The organism is Arthrobacter sp. YN (assembly GCF_002224285.1).
GTDB lineage: Bacteria > Actinomycetota > Actinomycetes > Actinomycetales > Micrococcaceae > Arthrobacter.
Genome location: NZ_CP022436.1, coordinates 2,410,454 through 2,430,113 on the forward strand (window position 1 = coordinate 2,410,454; position 19,660 = coordinate 2,430,113).

Annotated in this window: 14 protein-coding genes; 6 read left to right on the plus strand and 8 right to left on the minus strand. The window is 57.6% G+C overall.

The annotated features are described in order from the left end of the window. Nucleotides 1–662 precede the first annotated feature (662 nt). Nucleotides 663–1,031: a hypothetical protein gene (locus tag CGK93_RS10915; protein WP_089594839.1), complete on the minus strand. Its 369-nt coding sequence runs from the start codon at nucleotides 1,029–1,031 to the stop codon at nucleotides 663–665. 386 nt (nucleotides 1,032–1,417) lie between these two features. Between CGK93_RS10915 and CGK93_RS10920 the strand changes: the two genes are divergently transcribed. After that, a complete protein-coding gene (locus tag CGK93_RS10920; protein WP_089594840.1) occupies nucleotides 1,418–2,095 on the plus strand; it encodes a hypothetical protein in 678 nt (225 codons plus the stop codon). Nucleotides 2,096–2,181: 86 nt separating this feature from the next. On the opposite strand, the gene CGK93_RS10925 is transcribed toward CGK93_RS10920, so the two are convergent. Together CGK93_RS10925 and CGK93_RS23550 are read right to left on the minus strand one after the other, a co-directional pair. Then, nucleotides 2,182–2,376 (minus strand): hypothetical protein, encoded by a 195-nt coding sequence (locus CGK93_RS10925; protein ID WP_089594841.1) that lies wholly within the window; start codon nucleotides 2,374–2,376, stop codon nucleotides 2,182–2,184. A 100-nt stretch (nucleotides 2,377–2,476) separates the two neighbouring features. Continuing rightward, on the minus strand, nucleotides 2,477–3,397 hold the full coding sequence (locus CGK93_RS23550; protein ID WP_157731750.1) for a hypothetical protein: 921 nt from the start codon (nucleotides 3,395–3,397) through the stop codon (nucleotides 2,477–2,479). Between the two features lie 148 nt (nucleotides 3,398–3,545). Here CGK93_RS23550 and CGK93_RS10930 point away from each other — a divergent pair, with 148 nt between their 5' ends. Next, complete coding sequence (locus CGK93_RS10930) at nucleotides 3,546–4,532, plus strand: hypothetical protein (protein WP_089594842.1); 987 nt, start codon at nucleotides 3,546–3,548, stop codon at nucleotides 4,530–4,532. Between the two features lie 178 nt (nucleotides 4,533–4,710). On the opposite strand, the gene CGK93_RS10935 is transcribed toward CGK93_RS10930, so the two are convergent. After that, complete coding sequence (locus tag CGK93_RS10935; RefSeq protein ID WP_157731752.1) at nucleotides 4,711–5,370, minus strand: DUF6308 family protein; 660 nt, start codon at nucleotides 5,368–5,370, stop codon at nucleotides 4,711–4,713. 1,048 nt (nucleotides 5,371–6,418) lie between these two features. On the opposite strand from CGK93_RS10935, the gene CGK93_RS10940 reads away from it, so the two are divergent. Beyond that, nucleotides 6,419–7,174: a hypothetical protein gene (locus tag CGK93_RS10940; RefSeq protein WP_157731754.1), complete on the plus strand. Its 756-nt coding sequence runs from the start codon at nucleotides 6,419–6,421 to the stop codon at nucleotides 7,172–7,174. Here the strand turns inward: CGK93_RS10940 and CGK93_RS10945 are convergent. The 3 genes from CGK93_RS10945 to CGK93_RS10955 form a co-directional block, all read right to left on the minus strand. Continuing rightward, a complete protein-coding gene (locus CGK93_RS10945) occupies nucleotides 7,171–7,623 on the minus strand; it encodes a DUF488 domain-containing protein (protein ID WP_089594845.1) in 453 nt (150 codons plus the stop codon). The two genes, CGK93_RS10940 and CGK93_RS10945, sit on opposite strands and share 4 nt — an antisense overlap. A 1,261-nt stretch (nucleotides 7,624–8,884) precedes the next feature. Then, a complete protein-coding gene (locus tag CGK93_RS10950; protein ID WP_089597389.1) occupies nucleotides 8,885–9,916 on the minus strand; it encodes a 5-methylcytosine restriction system specificity protein McrC in 1,032 nt (343 codons plus the stop codon). Between the two features lie 32 nt (nucleotides 9,917–9,948). Then, nucleotides 9,949–12,177 (minus strand): AAA family ATPase, encoded by a 2,229-nt coding sequence (locus CGK93_RS10955; protein ID WP_089594846.1) that lies wholly within the window; start codon nucleotides 12,175–12,177, stop codon nucleotides 9,949–9,951. A 611-nt stretch (nucleotides 12,178–12,788) separates the two neighbouring features. Between CGK93_RS10955 and CGK93_RS10960 the strand changes: the two genes are divergently transcribed. The 3 genes from CGK93_RS10960 to CGK93_RS10970 all read left to right on the plus strand — a co-directional run bounded on the left by CGK93_RS10960 (nucleotide 12,789) and on the right by CGK93_RS10970 (nucleotide 15,880). Continuing rightward, entirely contained in the window at nucleotides 12,789–13,967 is a 1,179-nt protein-coding gene (locus CGK93_RS10960; RefSeq protein WP_089594847.1) for a hypothetical protein, read from the plus strand. Beyond that, nucleotides 13,964–14,437: a hypothetical protein gene (locus CGK93_RS10965; protein ID WP_089594848.1), complete on the plus strand. Its 474-nt coding sequence runs from the start codon at nucleotides 13,964–13,966 to the stop codon at nucleotides 14,435–14,437. Before CGK93_RS10960 ends, CGK93_RS10965 begins: the two co-directional genes overlap by 4 nt. A 663-nt stretch (nucleotides 14,438–15,100) precedes the next feature. Beyond that, complete coding sequence (locus CGK93_RS10970; RefSeq protein WP_198318424.1) at nucleotides 15,101–15,880, plus strand: hypothetical protein; 780 nt, start codon at nucleotides 15,101–15,103, stop codon at nucleotides 15,878–15,880. 286 nt (nucleotides 15,881–16,166) lie between these two features. Here CGK93_RS10970 and CGK93_RS10975 read toward each other — a convergent pair whose 3' ends face one another. Further along, nucleotides 16,167–19,628, minus strand: coding sequence for a helicase-related protein (locus tag CGK93_RS10975; RefSeq protein ID WP_232481611.1), 3,462 nt, complete (start codon nucleotides 19,626–19,628; stop codon nucleotides 16,167–16,169). Nucleotides 19,629–19,660 lie beyond the last annotated feature (32 nt).

Sequence of the window (19,660 nt, forward strand, 5' to 3'; positions counted from 1 at the left end):
AAGCAACTCCAGAAAGCCGTCACCCAATACGAGTCGAACAACTGCGATGTCATGATCGAAAGAGGACCTACGGGCCTGGATAAGGCCAGCTGAGTAGCCTACAAGGGCACCATCACGTCCTGTGCCAGTGAAATGGCGATAACGCTAGAGTCCCAAAAGCCATGGCCAACCGAAATTCGTGGACTAGCGGACCGAACTGTCAATCGGCTAAAAGCACAGCTGCAGCAGCGGTGGGTGATTCATCACTGAACATGTTTCACGATGACCTGCTGTTCCTCGACCAGGAACTGGATGCTTGGGGTCCGTTCGGGGCTTAGTTCCTCGCTCCACATGCGCCAACAGGCCTGACGAGGCAGGATCGCCGTGTGTGCGAGAAGACCTTCTGCCTAAAGGAGCAATCGGCATGTGGCGGCAGCATTCTTGCGCTAGCTAACTCGGGCGGTCCGTGCTGTGCTGAATGCTACTAGGAAAATTCGGCTTGATACGCACCGGTGTCGCTCGGGGCGTCTCAGACACTGACCGACGCAATGCGAGTAGCACCGAACGGCGAAATGGTGCGGTCAGCCCTACCTCCGGGTTCGCCAGGTCGGGCGTTGACTTGTTCAGAGCACCAAGAGGGCCGGCACTTGCAGTGCTGATACCTGTTCTCTAATTTCCAGGGCTCAGCTGTACCGCTGGAGTTCGTGGGGGCGCCGCTTCATGAACCACTCCAGAACTCCCCGCGCGTTGGTGATATTGACAGAGAAATCGTCCCGTTGGCCGTCGTCGTACTCAACACGATCCACCTCATGGATGCCAATATCGTCGGTAAAAGCGTAGGAGATGGTGCTTCGACGTCTGTAGGTGTCACTTCGGTCGAATCCCTTGGTCTCTGTCGTCCGGAGAGTTTCGCTGACACCTTTGTAGTCGGCGTCGTAGTTTTCAATGAAGCCCACCAGAAAGTCGACTTCCCAATCCTTAAGGCGCGTGCGCGACACGTCCAAGTGCTCGCCAATGAAGTTATTAAGCCTCGACTTTTCGTTACGGTCCACTGTGCCCTTTCGTCGTTGATGTCCGATGCCAAATCAACGTGCAGAATGGAATGCCGGCTGTACCTGCCTTCTCTGCACGCTCAGACTCGACAACGCACGACTGTGGCAATTAGTTGCAATCACTGTTGGAGTAGTGCATTTTCTTGAGCGGTGCACGTCTGCCGTTCACGCCCGAAAACTGAAAATCCAGCCGAATAAGCAGTGATATGAACCTGGTGGCGCCGTGGGTTTCAGGCAACTGGATTTGACCGGACATCACGGCTCTCTCCATTGCCGCAGTCGGTGCTAATCTGATCCGGCGCTGCACTAGGACTACTGTTCCGGAACTTGTGTTGCAGAAGTGCTGACATGACGTGCGGGCTTGATGGAAGCTTTAGCTTGGGGGGATGACATTGACCACGACGGTTACTTTGGAGATTCCGGATGGGATCCTCGAAGGCATTGAGAGCGGGGACCTTTTTCGCTGGGGCGGAGTCATCCGCGACGCGGGTGGACAGTTCGTTACGTTCCTGTCGGACGTGACCGCCGCTGGTTCTGACATGCCCGCATCTCCAAGCGTGGTCGAAAAGTTGGTAGACCGCGCCTCGGAAGCGCTGAAATCCGGTAATAAAGGCAGCTGGATAATTGCGGGAACGGCGGCTGTCGCTGCTGTGACCGTCGGTGCCGTGCTGTTCGTTGCGGTCAGGAACCGGGCAAGCAAAGCATCGGTCCCGGATCTCGTCTCGAACTACAACGCAGCCTTGGTCGAGTACCTGAAGGCTGCGCGCGCGGGGGAGCTGAACGCAGAGACGGTCGGACAGCTGATTTCAGATCTTGATGCGATGGTGGGCCACGTTGACGCCGAGGGGCGGAGTATCAAGGTCGATTTCAACTCGAAGAAGAGCAAAGCCCTGCATAGCCTGGTTCTTGCCTTTACCGGCCAGCTTGCGCGGGCGCATGGTTTGGACGCGCAGCTGATTCTCGACTTCGAGAAGACGCAGCTGTACACCTCGGGCAACGAGTCAGTCGACGAGCTGCGGCGTCATCTGGTTGCCCAGCAGAGGATTCTTCGCGAGGCCAGCTAACAGCCATTGTGGGGTAGCTGCGGACAGAACTGCGTACCCAGTTCCGCCAACACAGCCATCAGAAAGTCAGAATCCTGTGGATTTGTTCAGAAAAAAACGCCGGCTGCTGAGCCGATGGACGAGGAGCTGAGTTTCTCCACTCTGTCCAAGGCCAACGAGTTCAGGACCCTAGCCCGCGAGGTCTTGCCGAGCCTGGCTATGAAGTCCAGATCAAAGCAGATCGCGCGATCGATCCCCAGGGGCTCGGCTACGGCTTCTGGAACGTCGCTGCTGCATGCCATAACCAGGAGGAATCCCCGTACAGTCGTTCCAGGCAGGCCAGAGCGGTTTCACCGTCTTCGCAGTCATCGCTGAAATGCTCCAGCAGTTCAGATAGTGGATTCATTGTGTTGATCTCTGACGCCGCTCTGAATGCGCGCCACGCAGGTGTGTCGAGATTGAGTCTTTATGGGTCTTTTCGAGAGTAAGACGGCGGTGCTCTTCAAAGTAAGGGGCAGTCAGTTCGTGGTGTGCTGAGCAACTACGTCCGACCACTTTTGAAACAGCCTCTGCGAGACCAATGGTGGGAGCTACGCGCCCTTCCTGAACGTGACCATCACTGCCTACGGTTAAATAGCCCCATTCGAAGAGAGCATCACACCCCAGGGTGCAGACGAGCATGGCTGCCGCTTGGAAATCCCACCTCTCGGCTTCACTGCAGAAGCGGCGTGGTTTGATGTGCCCTGCAATGAGCATGCCCGACGGCAGTTCGTTACCGCAGAGGGAACAGGGGGCTATGAGTCGGCCGGCGAGAAGGTGCATCCTCAGATGTCTTTGCTCCTTCCGGACCTTGCCGAAGGAAGTTGCGTCGGACTCGTCTTCTGACCAGTAATTTGGGCCTCTTCCCAGTACTGCATCGTCGGTCACGGGGAGATTTATCTCGGGCGCGCAGAGCAAAGAGAGACCATCAGCTTCAGTTAAACGTGAGAGAAATCCGACGTACACGTTCGATGCCGTGTTCAACGGTCCGGGGCGCCCGGGTTTGATATACCGATGAAGTTCCGAGTAGGGCAAAGCCAGATCAGTGCGAAGGGGGTTCACTCGAACCAGCCAACCTGAGTCTTTTTCGCCGGGGCGTCGGCGATAGCCGGCCGGACGTTGCGCATCTACATAACTGTTCGCGACTTGACTGACTGCTCGTAGAAGTCCTGTGGCGTGATGAAAGACGATGTCGCCGGATTGCATCTCGAAAATAATGGAGCGGCTGTCGCGCAAGGCTCTGCCTTCAGCCCTAGGACAAGTCCACAGCGCCTTCTGAGCCATGGCTATTGGATAATTGTGGCCTTGCATTGCGTACCAAAAGCGCATACTTACAGCGACTCCTACTCAATATTTACCTCTACGTCCTCGGGCGAGTCCTGAGTGCGCGCCCGAACAACGGACCTCCAGGACTGCCCTCTAAGATCAGGATATGACCGTCAGTACTCCCGGCCTCGTGTGGCACTACACCAATGGCGCCGCTTTAATGAATATCCTCGAGAAGAATGAACTGTGGGCCAGCTCAGCTGCTTTCATGAATGACGCTAACGAGTTGCTGAGCGGCAGCCTCCAGTTGCGGCAGTATTTCGAAGAGCAGCGAAGCTCTCTCCCTTCACAAACGGTGCGGGATCTGGAAGCGTACATCCCCGATACCCGGAATCGTGATAGGGACTCCTTTGTTCTATCAGCTTCTTCCGACGGGGATAGCCTGACATTGTGGCGAAATTACGGCCGAGAGCACGTGAGCTTCGCCGTTGGACTGGATGAGAGTGTTCCTCTGGTTCCGATTGCCGGGTGCCTCGACAATCAACACCCGAACCCATCTCCTGGCTACTACGACGGTATGTATGAAGTTGACGTTGACGGAAGCGTTCTTGAGCATCCGAATGGAGCTCCCGTAGTTGTTGATGATCCGGATCGAGTTTTGATCGAGTGTAGTGTCTGGAAATCTGTCGTATACGATCGAGACGACCAGAAGCAACTCATCGGTAAGGTCTTCAACAATCTCCGCGCGGGAGTTGAAGAACGAAGAGGCCGGAGCGAGGAATCAAGGCGAACATTTTGGCTATATCCATACCTAATGAACGAAGACCTTGAGATTGTTAAAAATGTGGGTTTTCAGGACGAGCGCGAGAAGCGCGTTGTTGTTTGGCTTAACCCTGACTGGAAGTTTGTCTTCCACCGCACCGGGCCATTCGGACTTGTTCCATATGTGAAACTGACCAGCCTTGAAGGGGCGGAGACAGAGCCATATGAAACCGACTACGTAACGGCTCCAGGACGGCTTCCCATTCGCGAGATCAGAGTGGGTCCAACGCCGTATGGAGCAGGTGCCGTTCGAAGCCTGAAACAGATGCTTGATTTTCAGGGGTTTCACGATGTCACGGTGAGCTACAGCGAAATCCCGTTCCGCCAGTAGCGGGTGTTGTCCTAGGTGGACTGCGCATGCGCAACCGTCGAGGTCCGACCCAACGTGCCGACTTTCGCAAGGAAGCTGGATCTGCTTTGCGAACTGGCACGCCGCGCCTGAAGTTCGATTGCGCGAGTTGCGTTTGCTCATCTACACAGTCCGACTACGAGTGAATAATGTTTGGCTCCTACCAGACGAGGATGTCGAGAAGCCTGAGGTCGGTCAGCTGGTCGAGTCGGCGTACGGCTTCCTGTTTGCTTGGGTCCTGGGACTCATAGGCGATGAGTCGATTCCGGAGTTCATCCAGTGCACCCGAGGATCGGGCATCGAGCAGGTCGTTGCGGACGGCAATCCATGTGTGCCGCCTCCATCCGAACTCAGGAAATTCTGATCGAAGCTGTTTCGCGGAAGGCTTGTAGGCGCGGGCTATGTGGCTGTCCAGCAAGGGGAACAGGCCAGGCTGTTTGAGGTGGAGGACCTTTGAAATCTTGGCGAAGTTGACGCCGCGTGGCGCCGGTACCCGGAAATGTTCGAAGAGCTCTGCCATAGCTGTGAAAAGGCCGGTCTCGCTTCGAGGATCTGCGTGTTCGAGATCGGCCGAGGTTTTGATCCATGGTGCCGTCTGAGCTGTGTCTACGAAGTAAGCCGCTTCTTTGTGGGAGATACGCGAGCTGACTTTGCGGGTGCGGGCCACTTCCTGAAGGGTGAGCTGGTCGTGCTCGCCTGCACCTGGGAGGTCGAACAACAGAGGTGTCTTGCCGGGGTAGTCAACAAATTTCGCCATGGCCGCGTCCAGTGAGTACATCTTGCCGGCGACAGTGAGACTGAGAGGCGCGTTCGGAGTCATGATGACTTTGTACCATCGTTCCGGTGTCAAACGGATTCCTGAGTGGAAATGCTTCTGGAGGGTGTCGGGCGGGCTTTGCGGATGGCTTTCTGGCAAAAGCTGGAAGCACTGGGGTGAGGATCGATGTTGTTTCTTGTGAATGATTTAGGACCTTGGCCAACAATGAGCCGGACCCTAAGGTCGGCTCAGCTGTTGCCAGCGATCCATCAACGCGAGATGCGCGTTTACGGACGGAAACTACATCCAGTCCCGCATGTTTCTGCGTGTTAGACGTCTTGAGTCGATAGGAACGATGCGCAAAGCACCTCGACGCCGAGGTGTCCCTGCGGGACCAAATTTCTAGCCTCTATGCGAGGGGCGCCTCTTCTATTGGGGAACCCTGCCCGGATTCTCAGTCGATATGCGTCACGTACTCCGAAGCTGCATCTTGAACAAGATCAACCTGACTTGCGAACTTGCCGCTGGTCTATTCGTAGACGAAATCACCGACCTGCTGGATTTCGTCTTGAATCGCTTCTTCGTTGCCCACAATAAGGTCCTGGGCATTGCCCTGCAGTTCCTCAAAAGTCTCAAGGCGTTGCCTCATTTCTGTATCGCTGTCTTTGTGAGGCGGGTTCGCCCCACTGGACATGTCCGGCCATGCTGAGGATCGTGTGGCGAATCGGCAGCCCTTAGGGCGTGGGCTCAGTCAGTTGCTCCGGTCCGGTTCAATGAGAACGCACGGTTCCTCGCGGCACGAAGCGTCGGAAGCTCCGAGATGGGGCTGGAATTGACGGGTGCAAGTAGTGTCAAGTGAACACCAACCCGATAGCATCTTCCAACAAATGGATTGTGGTTATGATCACAAAGCATCAGTCTGCGGCCTTCTGAAAAAGACAAGTTGGCAGAACCTGGCCATTGTGGGACGGGCTTCTTACGTAGTCGGATCTTGCATCGTGAATTGGGGGCAGTTGGAATGATGTTCGGGGAAGGTCTGTTCGCTAACGGCAGGCCTGAGTATGAGAAAGAACCAGGTGCGGCAGTTACTGAGGCGAGAGTCCTCATAACCGTGAAGGCCGCGCCGCAGCCTTCAACAAACCATGGTGACACTGTTTGCGTGGCGGGGTTGAGACTCACCGACAATGGCCCCGAATGGATCCGGCTTTACCCGATTCCCTTCCGGTATTTGGAGGCGGATGCGAAGTTCAAGAAGTACGACATCGTGAAATTGAAGGTCTCACCGGCCTTCAAGGACAAACGACCGGAGAGTTACACTCCGATTCTCGACTCGCTCAGCATTGAATCGCACCTCGATCCGTGGAAGCCCCGCCATGCTTATGTCGATCCGCTTATCGGGGCGTTCGACACGTGTGAACTCAATGCCCGTGCCCTTGCCGGATCCGCAGGCCCGTCCCTGGCCGCCGTCGTGCCTGCCGATATCGACAAGCTGGAACTACGCCTGTTTGAGGGATGGACCCCGGAACAGCTCGCCAAAATGGAAGCCCACCTGAACCAGGACACGCTCTTTGGACCCAAAACAGACAAATCAATCTTGTTGCCACCACGGTTTGAGGGTCATTACCGCTATCGGTGCAGCAGCAGAAAATGCAATGGCCACCGGCAAGGCATGTTGGATTGGGAGTTCACCGAACTGCAACGCAAGCACAGGGGAGATTCAGACGAGGCGGCCAAGGCGGCGATCCGGGCCAGGTTCCTTGACCAAATGTGTGCTCCATCCCGGGGCGCGGCGTTCTTCCTGGGCAACCAGCTGAAGCGCCCTCAAGCTTTTGGCGTCTTAGGTGTCTATGCGGCCGGTGTTCGCTAGCCGTGGACCAGGGTCGCTAAGTGCACTTTAACCCGGGCGAGGACGTGCTTGCGGTGGCAGCACAGTTCACTGGCTTCAAAGCACAGCACGGCCACGCGTTGTTCGACTGCGATATCTGCCAGTTCACGAATCTTCGCAGCTGCAGTTTCACCATCGAGGAGGGATTCGTACCGTTCCTCGGCAGTCTTCGCAGCGGCAGTACCGGGAGCCCAGAACCCTTCACGGTTGTCTTTCGGGTTCCCCAAGGCGGGCATGTGCCTGTAGTCGATGCCGGCTCTGGCCAACGCCTCCGTCAGCGCCTTCTTCGAGAAGCCTTTCTTGCGAGAGATAGAGTTCAGACGAACGTCCACAACAGTGCCGATCTTCCAAGCTGCCAGTTCCTCCAGAAACGGGGCCAGATCCTTGCCCTCGTAACCAACTCCGATGACGCCGCTCGTTTCAGTCCACATGGTTTCATTCTCTCACGGCGAGAAAATCGGGCGAGATTTCAGTTCCTGCCACCTCGCTGACCTAGTAGGGCAAGAGTTTCGCTCCATCGAACCCGCCGGCGTTACCGGACCGCCGTCCACACACGACGGGATCGCTCAAATTCTGTGCTGGCGGCGAGGTGTGACCCCCAAACTATGGAAGTACGGCCGCCCGGCATCTGTGGCGGCAGTCCCTTCCTGTGGTTCTGTGAAGTCATGTCGCCTCCTGATCGAACCGCCATGAAGGTGTGAATGGAGGGCATCTGATGAATGTGTCTCGCTCGATGCCGGTCTGCACTTCCGACTACCAACATGCACCCGTCGCCGCCGGCGCAGCTTTATGTTCTGCCTCGCTCGAGGACGCCGCCGCGGCGACCACCCCACATGGAAGAGAGAGCGTGGACAATGTCCACACTTTCCGCTTCGGACTGTCTCATACACCTACCGGTCTGGCCCGGATTCTGCATGTTTCCGCCACTTCCGAGTGTTTCCAGGCCCTGGAATCCCGTTCGAGTCCCACCTCGGGCACGGCATACCCCCTCGTCAGAGGGGGTTTTTGCTTTAACGTGTGTACAAAGCTTGACATATGCCTCTGCCTCATCATCCCGGATGGTGCCTGGCCGCCAGGTGCGGCCTGTTTAGTTTGAGTAGGGAAGCGGGGTCAGCGCCCTGGCTGGTGGGCGCTCCGCTGGCTCTGAGCTGGGGTCATGACGATTCCTCGTTCGGTTCTGTCCGGTAGGTCTGGTGTGGCCTACACCTGTTCATGGGCTGGGGATTTGCTACAACATGACTTGGAGAGATCTCTGCTTCGTTGGTTTTAGCCGCGGGGTTTTCGTCCCGTCAAGGTGCCGACCACTCGCTTTGTAAGGCCAAAGGGGGCGTGCACATTGTGCACACTTAAGTCTGTTTTGTTTCTGACCACGGTCTGCTCGCTGCCAAGCCTTCACGTGTTCATTCCGACCGCAGGCTTCAGCGACATGACAAGGCGAAAACCATGTTGCTGTGCCCGCGTTTGTTCTCCGTCCTGATGAGCATCTGCAATCCTGCGACGAGGGGCAATAGGGCTGTGCTGTCTCGAGTCCGTCGGACTGTCAGGATGAGGTCTATGACCTTGGGTGTCTGCCTTCAGACATAGGCGAAAGGCTCTAACCTGACGCCAAAACTCGCCGGTTTTGACATTAGGTTGGGGTGTAGCCCAGCGGCAGCGTCGTGACTGACATCGGGCCTGGTGCTTCCGGGCCCTTTATGGTGTGGTGGCTGGTGCTGGCCAGAACTCAGTGACGATGTTCTCCAGCTGAGTTCGGAGCTCTTCCCAGGGTAGGTTCAGGTTCAGGGTGTTGGCGAGGATCCGGTTGCCGTGGATGGTGACGTCCAAGTCCGGTTGGCTGGGCGCGTCAGTGCGGGCGTAGAGCAGCCAGCCTCCGACGGTGCCGCCGGTCTTGGCTTCCTCGTTCCGGACGTAGCTGAGGATCTGGTAGAGGTTGGCACTACTGACGGACTCGTTACCGAAGCGGCTGACCTGCAGGTTCTTCCCGTAAAACTTGGCGTCCACGATGAGGGTCTTCCCTGCGCCGCGGAGTACCAGGTCCGTCTTCATCTGCGGCAGGTGGAATGACTTGGGCGAGAAGTCGGGATCGAGGTCCCAGGCGACGGCTGTGGCGGCCGGCTTGAGCTCAGGGTGGTGGACTATGAAGTAGTTACGGAGGAACCGCTCGTAGAGGTCATGCAGTTTCTCATCACTCAGCCAATCGGCGAGCATGGTGTCTCCGCCGGTCTGGCCCTGAAGCAGGCCGCGGACCACCAATTCGCAGATGCCCAGCAACAACCGGTAGCCGGAGATGCCGCGGTGGTAGGTCAGGGTGTTCCACCTGATGGAGGCTGGGTCGATGAGGCGCACCTCGGTGAAGTAGGGCAGGAGGTTCCGCAGTTCCGCCGTGCGGCCGCGCGAGACGGCACCGTGCCGGATTAGCAGGGTCATGACGACCTTGAGAACCCGGTTGTGGGCGGTGTCGGGCTCGTACTCATCGTGCTCGCAGACCAGTCGACCGCGGGTCAGGGACCTCTGAGTGGCGGTGCGGGTGACGTCGATGCGGCCACGAACGGTCGCGAGTTCCTCACGGCAGGTGACGTAGCCGTGCTGGAGGCCGCGCTTGACCTGCCGGGAGACGCCGTCGATGAGGATGGCCGCGAAGAGCTCGTGCAAGCACTCGAAGTCCTCGGTGGCGAAGCGGTCCTGCCCGGGGCTCCTGAGGGAGCTGAATGCGTACGCCATCATGACGTACAGGTTTCGGATGGGGATGGACCTGCTCACGCGAGGCAGGCCCGCAGCTTGTCTGCCCACTCTTCGACCTTGTCCGCCTCATCGAACCAGTACTCCTGCAGCAGCGGGATCACCTCATCCTCGACAACCGAGAAAAGCCAGGAGTCATTGCGAGCGTCTTCGGCGGTGCCGGAGAGGTAGCTGTGGCCGATGACGAAGCCGGCGCCCAGGCCAGGGTCCCCGGCGATCACCGCGTTCAAGGCAAGGACGGTATCCACGAGATGACCTAGCTTGGGGTTCTCGGTCTTGGCCATCCACCTGATGAACCCCTCGGATTCGAAGCCGGCGCGCATCTCGATGAAGCCGAAGCGGCGCCGCAGGGCGTAGTCCAGGACGGCCAAGCTGCGGTCGGCCGTATTCATCGTGCCGATGATGTGAACGTTGGCCGGGACGGAGAAGGTCTCGTTCTTGTACAGCAGTCGCAGCTGGTGGCCGCGCTTGTCGGCTTCGATGAGCATCAGCAGTTCGCCGAAGATCTTGGAGATGTTGCCGCGGTTGATCTCGTCGATGATGAAGCAGTAAGGGCGTTCGCTGTCGTCCCGGGCTTGCTCGCAGAACTGGTAGAACGGGCCTTCGGTGAGGGTGAAACCACCGGCCTCTGTGGGGCGGTAGCCCATCATGAAGTCCTCGTAGGAGTAGGACTGGTGGAACTGGATGGTCTGGACGCGGTCTGGGTCTTTCACGCCCATCATCGCGTAGGCCAGGCGCTTGGCGGTGAAGGTCTTGCCGACGCCGGGTGGGCCGGCCAGGATGATGTTCTTCTTGCGGGTGAGCACGGAGTGCAGGCGTTCGTACTGGGCCTCGTCGACGTAGACGTCGCTCAGGAAGGAATCCCGATCGTAGGGCGGCAGCTCGACGGAGGACTCGGCCAATGGCACTTCGTCGGCGTCCTCGTCGGTGAATAGCGCTTCGAGCCTCGCCACGTAGTCCCGATACGCGGTGACGTCGGTCAGGGTCTTGGTGGCAGCGTCGCCCGGGTGCTGCCAGGAACCGTTGTGAGTCCAACGAACCGAGCGGACGTTCCGGAATGAACCACGGTCGGGATCGTAGGTAGCCTCGGAGATGACTTCGCCCCGGCCAACAAGTTCCCGGCGCCCCCGCTTGGCATATACGATGTCGCCCTCGGTCATCTCGTTCTGGAACTGCCACACGGCAAGGACGGCATTGTTGTTCGAAGCGCCGGTACCGTCGACGTCCAGGGCGGCGCGGATGGATTCGCGGTCGGTGTAATCGGAGAGGTCTCCGAGGCTGTCCCAGCCGATGCCCATGATGCCTGTCTGAGAGAACTCCCCCCATTCGGAGGCCCGCGCACCGGGGGAGTAGATCCAGTAGTGCCGGCGCCGCGGCTCATTCAGCTCATCCGTCCCGACAGAGCCGGACTTCGGCTCCCAGCGCTCGTGCACGCCCTCACTCCAGAAGTGGAAGGGCTCGGTGACCTCCTTGGCGAGGGCTGCACGGATGGAGAAGAGGTCTCTGTCCAGCGCTGCAGGGCCGGACTCAGTGGAACCACCGATCAAGGCTCCGAGCCCTGCCCGGATCGCCTGCTTCATGGTGGCTGCGGAGATCGGCTCGAAGACGTCAGGTCGGACGAAGAACTGCAAGGCGTTGCGAATATCGCTGCGGTCACGTCCCGAGGCCAACATGACGCGCTGCAGCTCCCACGGGTCGCGGCGAGCTGAGTCCCGCTGGACCTCAGTGAGTGACGCCCAATGACGGACGAAGTGGCAGAGCCACGGCAGGTGTATCCAGAGACGGTGGTTGTACCATGGGCCCGGATTGAAGCCAGCAGTGCTTGCCGGCCGGGCCAGCCAGGATGCCATGGGCTCCGTGATCTCGAACGGCTCCTCCAGGTAGGAAAGGACACGCTCCACATTGGCCCGACGAGACTCGGGCCGGGCCGTCCTGAGTCCGTGGCCACGCAGGAACACCATCTCCGCGGCCAAAAGAACTGCATCCCGGGAGGCTCCAGCCAGCTGTTGGTCCAGCTTCTCCCACTGGTTGTCTCGCGTGCCGATCGGGTTATCCTCGACGCGTGCCCGGATCTCTTCGGCGTTCTCCGGAGTCCATATCCGGAGGCTCGGATCCAAGATGGAGTACCCATCGCCGAGCATCTGATCGATCAGCGGTCTAATCTCCTCGGCGATCGACATGTCCGGGGCGGAACGGGATGTCAGGAGTGAATCAATGGTGTTCTGGTCTGGTGCAGCGGAGGCCATGAGCGCATTCTGTCAGTTGAGCGAGCGAGCGTCCACGAAGGCTCACCAGGAAAGCTCATGACGCTGGTCGTAAAGCGCTTCGTCCCCGATTGTGATTGCTAATTGGACAACCGGGCGAGGTTGCACTCAGCTATGCATGGGTCGTTCTTCGGAGCGATCAAGATTCAGTCACAAATGACCTTAAACTACGTCCGAGCCGCGAGTGCTGTGCCAGTTGCTTACCACTTCGACCATTGGATCCCTTGCCGTCCAGTCGAATGTGAAACGTCCGCACTGCAGTCACAATGGGGTGGACTATTTGTATCTTTCACCCAGGCGCAGCTGAGGCTGGTGTCATGCACGCATCGATTGGCGCGAACCTTGTAATTTGTTTGGTAACGAGGAGGGTCATAAAGAGTGGCAACTGTGGGGGAACTAAGACAGCTTCATCGAGCTACCTTGAGGGAGAGCTTTCCGCGAAATGCGTGCTGTGAGCAGGCACCTAGGCGACCGGAATCTCTGTCAGGCTATTCGCGGCATGAAAGGGTTGCGCCGTGCTGGCAATTGCAACTCCGCTTCCATGCCGGTCCGAAGGCCCGGCCCGGCGTCGTGGCTGCGCGGGGCGCCCTGTAATGGCGATTGAAGTCCTGCTGGATGGCGATGCCGTTCCAATTGAAGAGGCTGTATTCAGGGAACTTCTCGATAACTCGGTAGCCGGAACTTACAAGGGGTTTGAGAAAGCCCTTGGTTCTGGACGAATCAAGTTCCAGGACCTCCTTTGGCTGGCCGACAAGGGGGAAATCCCTTATTCGCTGTTCTTCGCTCCATACGAGCTGGTACAGGACCAGGTGAAGAAGAAGTCCGAGAAGCTGCTTGCAGGACTAAGCAAAGACACTTTCTCGATTGGGTCTCGCTCTAAGGTGCATTTACGGGACGTTGAGCTGATCGTAAAGGACTTGATCCGAAAGCAGGAGCTAGTTCGGAAACACGACAAGTCTCTTCAACGTAACAAAATCGTGGGCGTGCTCCGTGACGCGGGTTCATCCGTGGAGGCGGACGCGGGCAGACTTATGTCTGCTATAGGCCTCACACATGAATCGCTTCGTGCGTGCAGGACGAAGGACAAGGCGCTAGAAATGATGATTGAGCGTCTCGAGGCCAACCAAGTGTTGGTTTCGCGGAGTGTTCAGCATTACATGCCGCAGCGCTTGACGCACGTGCAGTTCAGTGGCCTGACGATTCGAGACAACAAAGTTCCATACATTTTTCTGGCGGGTGGAGATCACCGTGACGACCAGGAAACCGCAGGTCGTACCATCTTCACGCTTGCGCTGCTGACCGTACTCATAGCCCGACGAATCTTTGCTCCAATGACTTGGGATGGTGGCACCGCCGCTTTGGAGCCTGGGCGTGAGTACGATATCGCCGGCGCCATGCTGATGCCTGGCGAACGATTCTTAGCGTTAGGGCCAAGATCCCTCAACGATATGCACAACGCCTCGGAGACGTTCAAGGTAACACCTAGTGCCGCAACTGTTCGCGCAATGCGACTGGGGATCATCAACCCAGCTACAGCGAATGAATACCTTGGGGAGTTCCGAGAGGAGTTCCGGAGCCGCCCCAAAGGCGGCCCCAGAAACCAGATCCGCCCTGAGAATGCCGTTAACAAGTACAACGGGAGGGAGCTCAATCGACGCATGCTGGACGCGCTTGACGAACGTAGCATCTCACCAGGGGAGTTCTGCCGAGCGGTTTGTCTGAACCATCTCAAACCATCTCAAATCGACGACCTCAGAAGGGTGCTCCGATGAGTGCATTCGGGCGACGGTACGTCATCGACACTAATGCGCTTAGCCAACTTGGACGGAAGCGACGAGCCAGCAAATATTTCCAAGAGAACGCAGTCATACCAGAGGCGGTGCTGCAAGAGTCCCAGGGATTCCCTGACATCAAGTCGCTGCAAAACAACGTCCATCCAACGACCCCGCGGGTGCTCCGGATACTGGCAGAAGTTATGGCGTCTATACCCCCGGCCGACACGCGCCTCATAAACCTTTACGCCAATCTCGGTAACGCTGATCCGCTGGTCGTTGCATGCGCTTTGGAGGGCCAGGAGCACGACGACCAGACTCTCATGCCTCCGCAGTGGTGTGTTGTGACCGGGGACGACGCAGTAAGCGAAAAAGCCAAGGAGTTCGCACTCACTGTGCTCACCAACTCCGAGTTTGCCGAACTCATCGACCTGTCTGGAGCCCCACGGATTGCAAGCGACTGTGGCTAGGTAGGGAGGGCCTATTCGACGGTTTAGCAATTGGCGGGCAATGCCGTTTCTGTGAGGGGATTAGCGGTTGCGTCGGTGTCTTCGAACTGGAAGGTATGGGGTTACAAGACAGCGAGGGGAATGCCACAGTTGTCAGCTATGCCTATGACCCTAATGTGCATTCGAAGGATTTAGAGGGAGATTTCGGTGGCATTTGAATCCTCCGCTGTACCCGCGCTGCTGACTCTACGTCAGAAAAAAGCGCTTTTGAGGACAGGGCAGCTCTGCATCATTGATTTTCTGGACATGTATCTTGATTGAGGTCCATATGCGGACCAGTCAAAAGTCCTAACTCCCGCATTGGTCATGATGTCCGATGGCGAGCCCCAAGAACGAACACGCGGGTCGGGTGATCGCCTTGCCTTGTTGCGGTTCATGGACGGGCGCGCTGGGAGCACTGGGCTTCGAAGAATGGCCTTGAACTTGGTACTCGCGATGACTACAAGTCGGGTTTGTTAAGCTGGTCCCCGCATCCATCTCGGTACCGAAGCTGAGGCGGTAATTGAGCTTGTGCTTACGGGCGACCTCGGCGGCCTTGCTTAGCTCTCCGGCCCGTGAAGCAACACTGGAGACGAAGATTGGTGGTCTTCCGGCAGCATGATCGTGATAGTGGATAATCCTCTTGTGACAGACATGAAGAAGTTCGATCCGAAGGCTCTGATCAAAGCGGGACTCAACAAGGCGCTCGACAGTCAGCAGCCGGTTGCCGTGGCTAACGTGGCGCGCCTGCGGCGGGTTCATCCGGACAAGTCGCCTGCGGAACTGATCGCCTACATGAACAAGTGGTACATCGGAACGGTGTCCGCCGCCGGAGTCGGTGCTGGAGCGGCGGCCGTAGTTCCGAACGGGTTCGTGCAGGTGCCGGCGGCACTGGCAGACCTGCTGACCTACCTCGAGGCGTCTGTGCTTTACACGCTTTCTGTCGCAGAGATTCACCGGCTTGACCTGGAAGACATCGAGCGACGCAGACTGCTCGTTACGGGCGTACTGGTAGGAAACTCGGCATCGACGCAAGTTCTTGAGAAGGTCATCGGGCGTGCAGCTCCATACTGGGGGAAGAAGGTTGTGCAGACGATCCCAATGGCGGCGATCGATGCAGCCAACAAGGTGCTCGGTCCACGCTTCATCACGAAGTGGGGCACTAAGCAGGGAATCCTCGTTCTCGGCAAGCAGGTGCCGCTCATGATCGGAGCGGCCATCGGTGGCGGGGGCAACGGCCTGTTTGGCTGGGTCGTGGTGAAGTCAGCACGGAAAGTTCTCGGGCCTGCGCCGGAGAGCTGGGATGTTGAAAAGGATGAGAACGCCGATTCTTCCCCGGCAAATGTTTCACCAGGCGACGAAGCGCCCGAACGTGCGGGAACGTCTGCCTCTAGTGAGAAAGTCCCTGAATTCGTGGATCAGTAGGCGAGGCCCCAGACTCTGTTCTAAAAGCAGGGGATCCTTGAAGGAACCCAAGTGAGTTCAACGATCTAACCCCGTTTATTTGCGCCAGGCCGGCCGACCCGTTCCGTGAGTCTGGTCGTCGAAACTGCATTAGACAGTGCTGCGGCCGCAACCGCCGGTTTAGGTCCCGGCCTTCTTCCTTTACGTACTGAGTGAGGGACTTGCCACGAAGCTGAAGAGCTCCCAATAAGTACGGCTCCTGCCTATATAAAACGGAGCGCCAGTTGAGTTCCACTTTATTTAATTGTCAGAAAGGTACTTTCGCGTTCGTCCAATTACGGTTCCAGTCCGTGGCATGCCCTGTTGCCTGGAAATCGTTTAGGTCAATGTTTGCGAAGGGGTCGTCGAGGTAGCGGACGTCGCCGCCCGTTGAAGCGCCTGGATCAAGTCGCACGAGAGCGAGGCGATAGTGAGGGCTTGCGTTCTTACCCGTGACGATCTCATTGTGTGTGACCCAGAATTCGACCGCTTCAGCGACATGCGCGATGACCTTGATGCGGTAGGTCTGACCGGATAGACGGTCGGTTGACAAGATGTCGTAGCCATGGGTGTTGCTTTCTTGCGGTTCTGGGACCCGCCCGATTGCGTGCTCCTGCGTGAGTACGAGCTCAATGCTGCGACGTTGAACAGACGTTGATGGCAGGTCGCTTGTTGTTCTGTCCTCGAAAGGAACATCGGAATCGAGCATCGCCGCGGGAAGGACAAGCGCCGCTGTGACGATTAGTGGTGATTTGGTGGACATCTTGCTTTGTTGGTCGATGAGTTCGAGCCGACGTTCGAGTCGTGTATGGAGGTCCGTGGCCTTTCTGCTCAAGCTCTCCGAGGATTCTTTCGGCTTTTCCCTAAGGGTTTCCCGCTCGGCTGCGGCTACCGCCTCGGCGAGAAGTCGTTCGATCTCGTACTTGAGGCGTGCCTCGACTAACCCGCGTTGTTTGTCGAGTTCAGCCGATCGGCGAGGCTGGATAGAAGTAAGGTAGCTGGGCAGTTCGTTTTCGATGATCCAGCTAACTGCGTTTGATTCTGCACTGTGGAGCCACGGTAGTGCCTTCGCCTGTCGAACGGCGGCAATGTCAGGGGCCGCCGTGCAGTCAAGGTAGGGAGCGGGACCTGCGGCTGTTACGTTGCCGTCCTCACTCACGTAGGCGTATCCGAATCTGCGAGCGACCGATGCGCCCAGTGAGTCGACGATCTCTTCGACAACTCCCACTAGGAGATGAGGCGACTCTATTCGAGCGGAGACGAGTACTGTGCCTCGGTTGAGGACGCCGGCCAAAGTGGTGACTGCGTGGTCCATCACTGAGTCATGGAGAGGATGACCCGGTGCCAGCAGATCGGTGGTTCCCCCCTCGTTGTGTACGCGGCTCAGATCGAAAGTCACGCGCTCATATTTCGAGGCGACGGGGCCGTACTTGCCGTTCCTAAGCGCGGACGGTACATAAGCGATCTCGTAGCGGCCCTTCTCTCGCCTTGCTATTTTGCCGCCAAATCGGGTGAAGGCCTCTTTGAACGCCAGTTCGATGTAGTGAGGCTGAAGGCGGCGAGCTCGAGCTGCATCCATCGTCGCTCGGAGGCTGGCAAGATCGGCGTCGGACAGGTGTTCACTGGCTAGGGCACGTTCGTTGAGCAGTTCTTCCAACCCTTCGGAGACGCTTCTGTCGATAATCTGGTGCATACGTGCCCTGGTTTCAGGTAGTTCACCGTAGCGAATGGCTTCTATCAGCAGTTCCCGAAGGGGGGTGTCTGCGAAAGCCGAACCAAGGACATCGAAAACATTCCCGTCGTAGGCTTTTCGCTGCTCTTCAATCTTGTTAAGTAGGGCCGTGAAGACTTCACCCTCCCGCGTATTTGCGGCAACGAGGTTCCATAGTCGACAGACCTCAGTCTGTCCGATGCGGTGAATACGCCCGAAGCGCTGTTCGATGCGGTTTGGATTCCACGGCAGGTCGTAATTGACCATCAAATGTGCAGCTTGGAGATTCAAACCCTCGCCAGCTGCGTCCGTTGCCAACATTATTTGGCAGTCAGGATTCTTAGTGAACTCCTCGGTTATCGCTCGTCGATCGTTCCTCCGGATGCCGCCATGGATCGCGACGACAGCCTTCGGGCGGCCAATCAGTTGCGTGATGCGCTCCATTAGGTAGTTCAAGGTGTCTCGGTGCTCGGTGAAAATAATGAGCTTGCGTGGTTTCCCATTGGAATCCAGTGGGATGACGTTGTCCTCGAGGATCAAGCGAAGCTCTGACCACTTCTTGTCCTCCCCGCGGTTGCGTACTTCCATCGCGACCTTTGCTAGTGACTCGAGCTCGAGAATCTCTGATTCCAGCTCGACGATGGTCTCTGCGGCCGTCGCAGCATCAACCAGGTTCTCTTCGAATTCCTCAACATCTTCAGCGGACACCTCGACATAATCGATATCCGAAGTTAGGTACTTGTAGCGGTCGGGTCTGAGGGCATCGCGGTCCTCGCGATAGGTGCCGTTTTCAATGCCACGCTTAGTGAGCTCCAGCCGCTGTGCTCGACGTACCAGACTGCGGTGGATAGCCTCGGGGCTCGAAGCAAGTCTCCGTTGCAAAACGGTCAATGCAAAGCCGACGGTGTTACGACGTTTGCCGTCGAGCTTGGCTGCTCGATTCATCCCGTTACGAACGTAATCGGTCACCAGCTCGTAGAGGTCATTCTCCACTTCAGTGAGCTCATAGGGGATAGACTCTGCGACCCTTTCCGGAAAGAGCTTGCGGCCCTCAAACGTGAGTAGATCTTCTTTGACCATCCGGCGCATGACGTCACTGGTGTCCACGGAGATGCCGTTCTTACCGGCAAAGCGGTCCTTGTCGAGCAAGCTTAGAAAAAGTTGGAAATCTTCCTCTTTACCCGAGTGCGGTGTCGCGGTCATGAGAAGAAAGTGCCGAGCTACCTCGCCGATCAGCTCACCTAGTTGGAACCGTTTGGTTTTCTCCAACTTGTTGCCGAAGTAGTGTGCACCCATTCGATGCGCCTCATCTACGATGGCCAAGTCCCATTGACTATTCCGTAGCCTCTGCTGGAGGTCGTCGTTGCGTGCGAGCTGGTCCATGCGCGCGATGAGGAGCGGGTGATTGTCAAAGATGTCATGGCCCAGATTCGTATCAATCATCGGCGTGGTCAGGATCTCGAATGACAGACCGAACTTGAAGAACAACTCGTCCTGCCACTGTTCAACGAGGCCGCCTGGTGCAACGATGAGACACCGTTGCACGTCTTCGCGAAGAATCAGCTCCTTGATGAAGAGCCCCGCCATGATCGTTTTCCCGGCCCCTGGATCGTCGGCTAACAGGAACCGCAAAGGGGTGCGCGGCAACAGCTCGCCGTATACGGCACGGATTTGGTGAGGAAGTGGTTGTACGTTACTCGTCGCGACAGCGAGCATGGGATCGTACAGGCCCGCGAGCTTTATTCGCTGTGCCTCGGCGACGGTTTTGAAGTCGATTGAAGAAGCGTCGAAGGGGCGGCTTCCTGAAGTTGAGATCGCAAGCGTTTCTTCGTCACGCCTGAACATTACGCGCTGCCCCAAGCCCCCGGACGATGTCTTGTACGTCAGCTCAACTGCGTCCCGACCATGCGGTTGGCCGAAAATCACCTGCACGACCTCATGAGGCACTACGCCAGTGATTTGCAGGCCCGGCGCCAAGTCCTCTAACTTCAATTGATTATCTCCAGCTTCGCGTAACATGCTATCCAACCGGCCCAGTTCGCGTCGGACCT

Excerpts from the sequence above, each read along its gene's own strand:
- CGK93_RS10920 (WP_089594840.1), top strand. The coding sequence starts at position 1,418 with ATGACATTGACCACGACGGTTACTTTGGAGATTCCGGATGGGATCCTC.
- CGK93_RS10925 (WP_089594841.1), bottom strand. The coding sequence starts at position 2,376 with ATGGCATGCAGCAGCGACGTTCCAGAAGCCGTAGCCGAGCCCCTGGGG.
- CGK93_RS23550 (WP_157731750.1), bottom strand. The coding sequence starts at position 3,397 with ATGGCTCAGAAGGCGCTGTGGACTTGTCCTAGGGCTGAAGGCAGAGCC.
- CGK93_RS10930 (WP_089594842.1), top strand. The coding sequence starts at position 3,546 with ATGACCGTCAGTACTCCCGGCCTCGTGTGGCACTACACCAATGGCGCC.
- CGK93_RS10935 (WP_157731752.1), bottom strand. The coding sequence starts at position 5,370 with ATGACTCCGAACGCGCCTCTCAGTCTCACTGTCGCCGGCAAGATGTAC.
- CGK93_RS10945 (WP_089594845.1), bottom strand. The coding sequence starts at position 7,623 with ATGTGGACTGAAACGAGCGGCGTCATCGGAGTTGGTTACGAGGGCAAG.
- CGK93_RS10950 (WP_089597389.1), bottom strand. The coding sequence starts at position 9,916 with ATGATGGCGTACGCATTCAGCTCCCTCAGGAGCCCCGGGCAGGACCGC.
- CGK93_RS10955 (WP_089594846.1), bottom strand. The coding sequence starts at position 12,177 with ATGGCCTCCGCTGCACCAGACCAGAACACCATTGATTCACTCCTGACA.
- CGK93_RS10960 (WP_089594847.1), top strand. The coding sequence starts at position 12,789 with ATGGCGATTGAAGTCCTGCTGGATGGCGATGCCGTTCCAATTGAAGAG.
- CGK93_RS10965 (WP_089594848.1), top strand. The coding sequence starts at position 13,964 with ATGAGTGCATTCGGGCGACGGTACGTCATCGACACTAATGCGCTTAGC.
- CGK93_RS10975 (WP_232481611.1), bottom strand. The coding sequence starts at position 19,628 with ATGTTACGCGAAGCTGGAGATAATCAATTGAAGTTAGAGGACTTGGCG.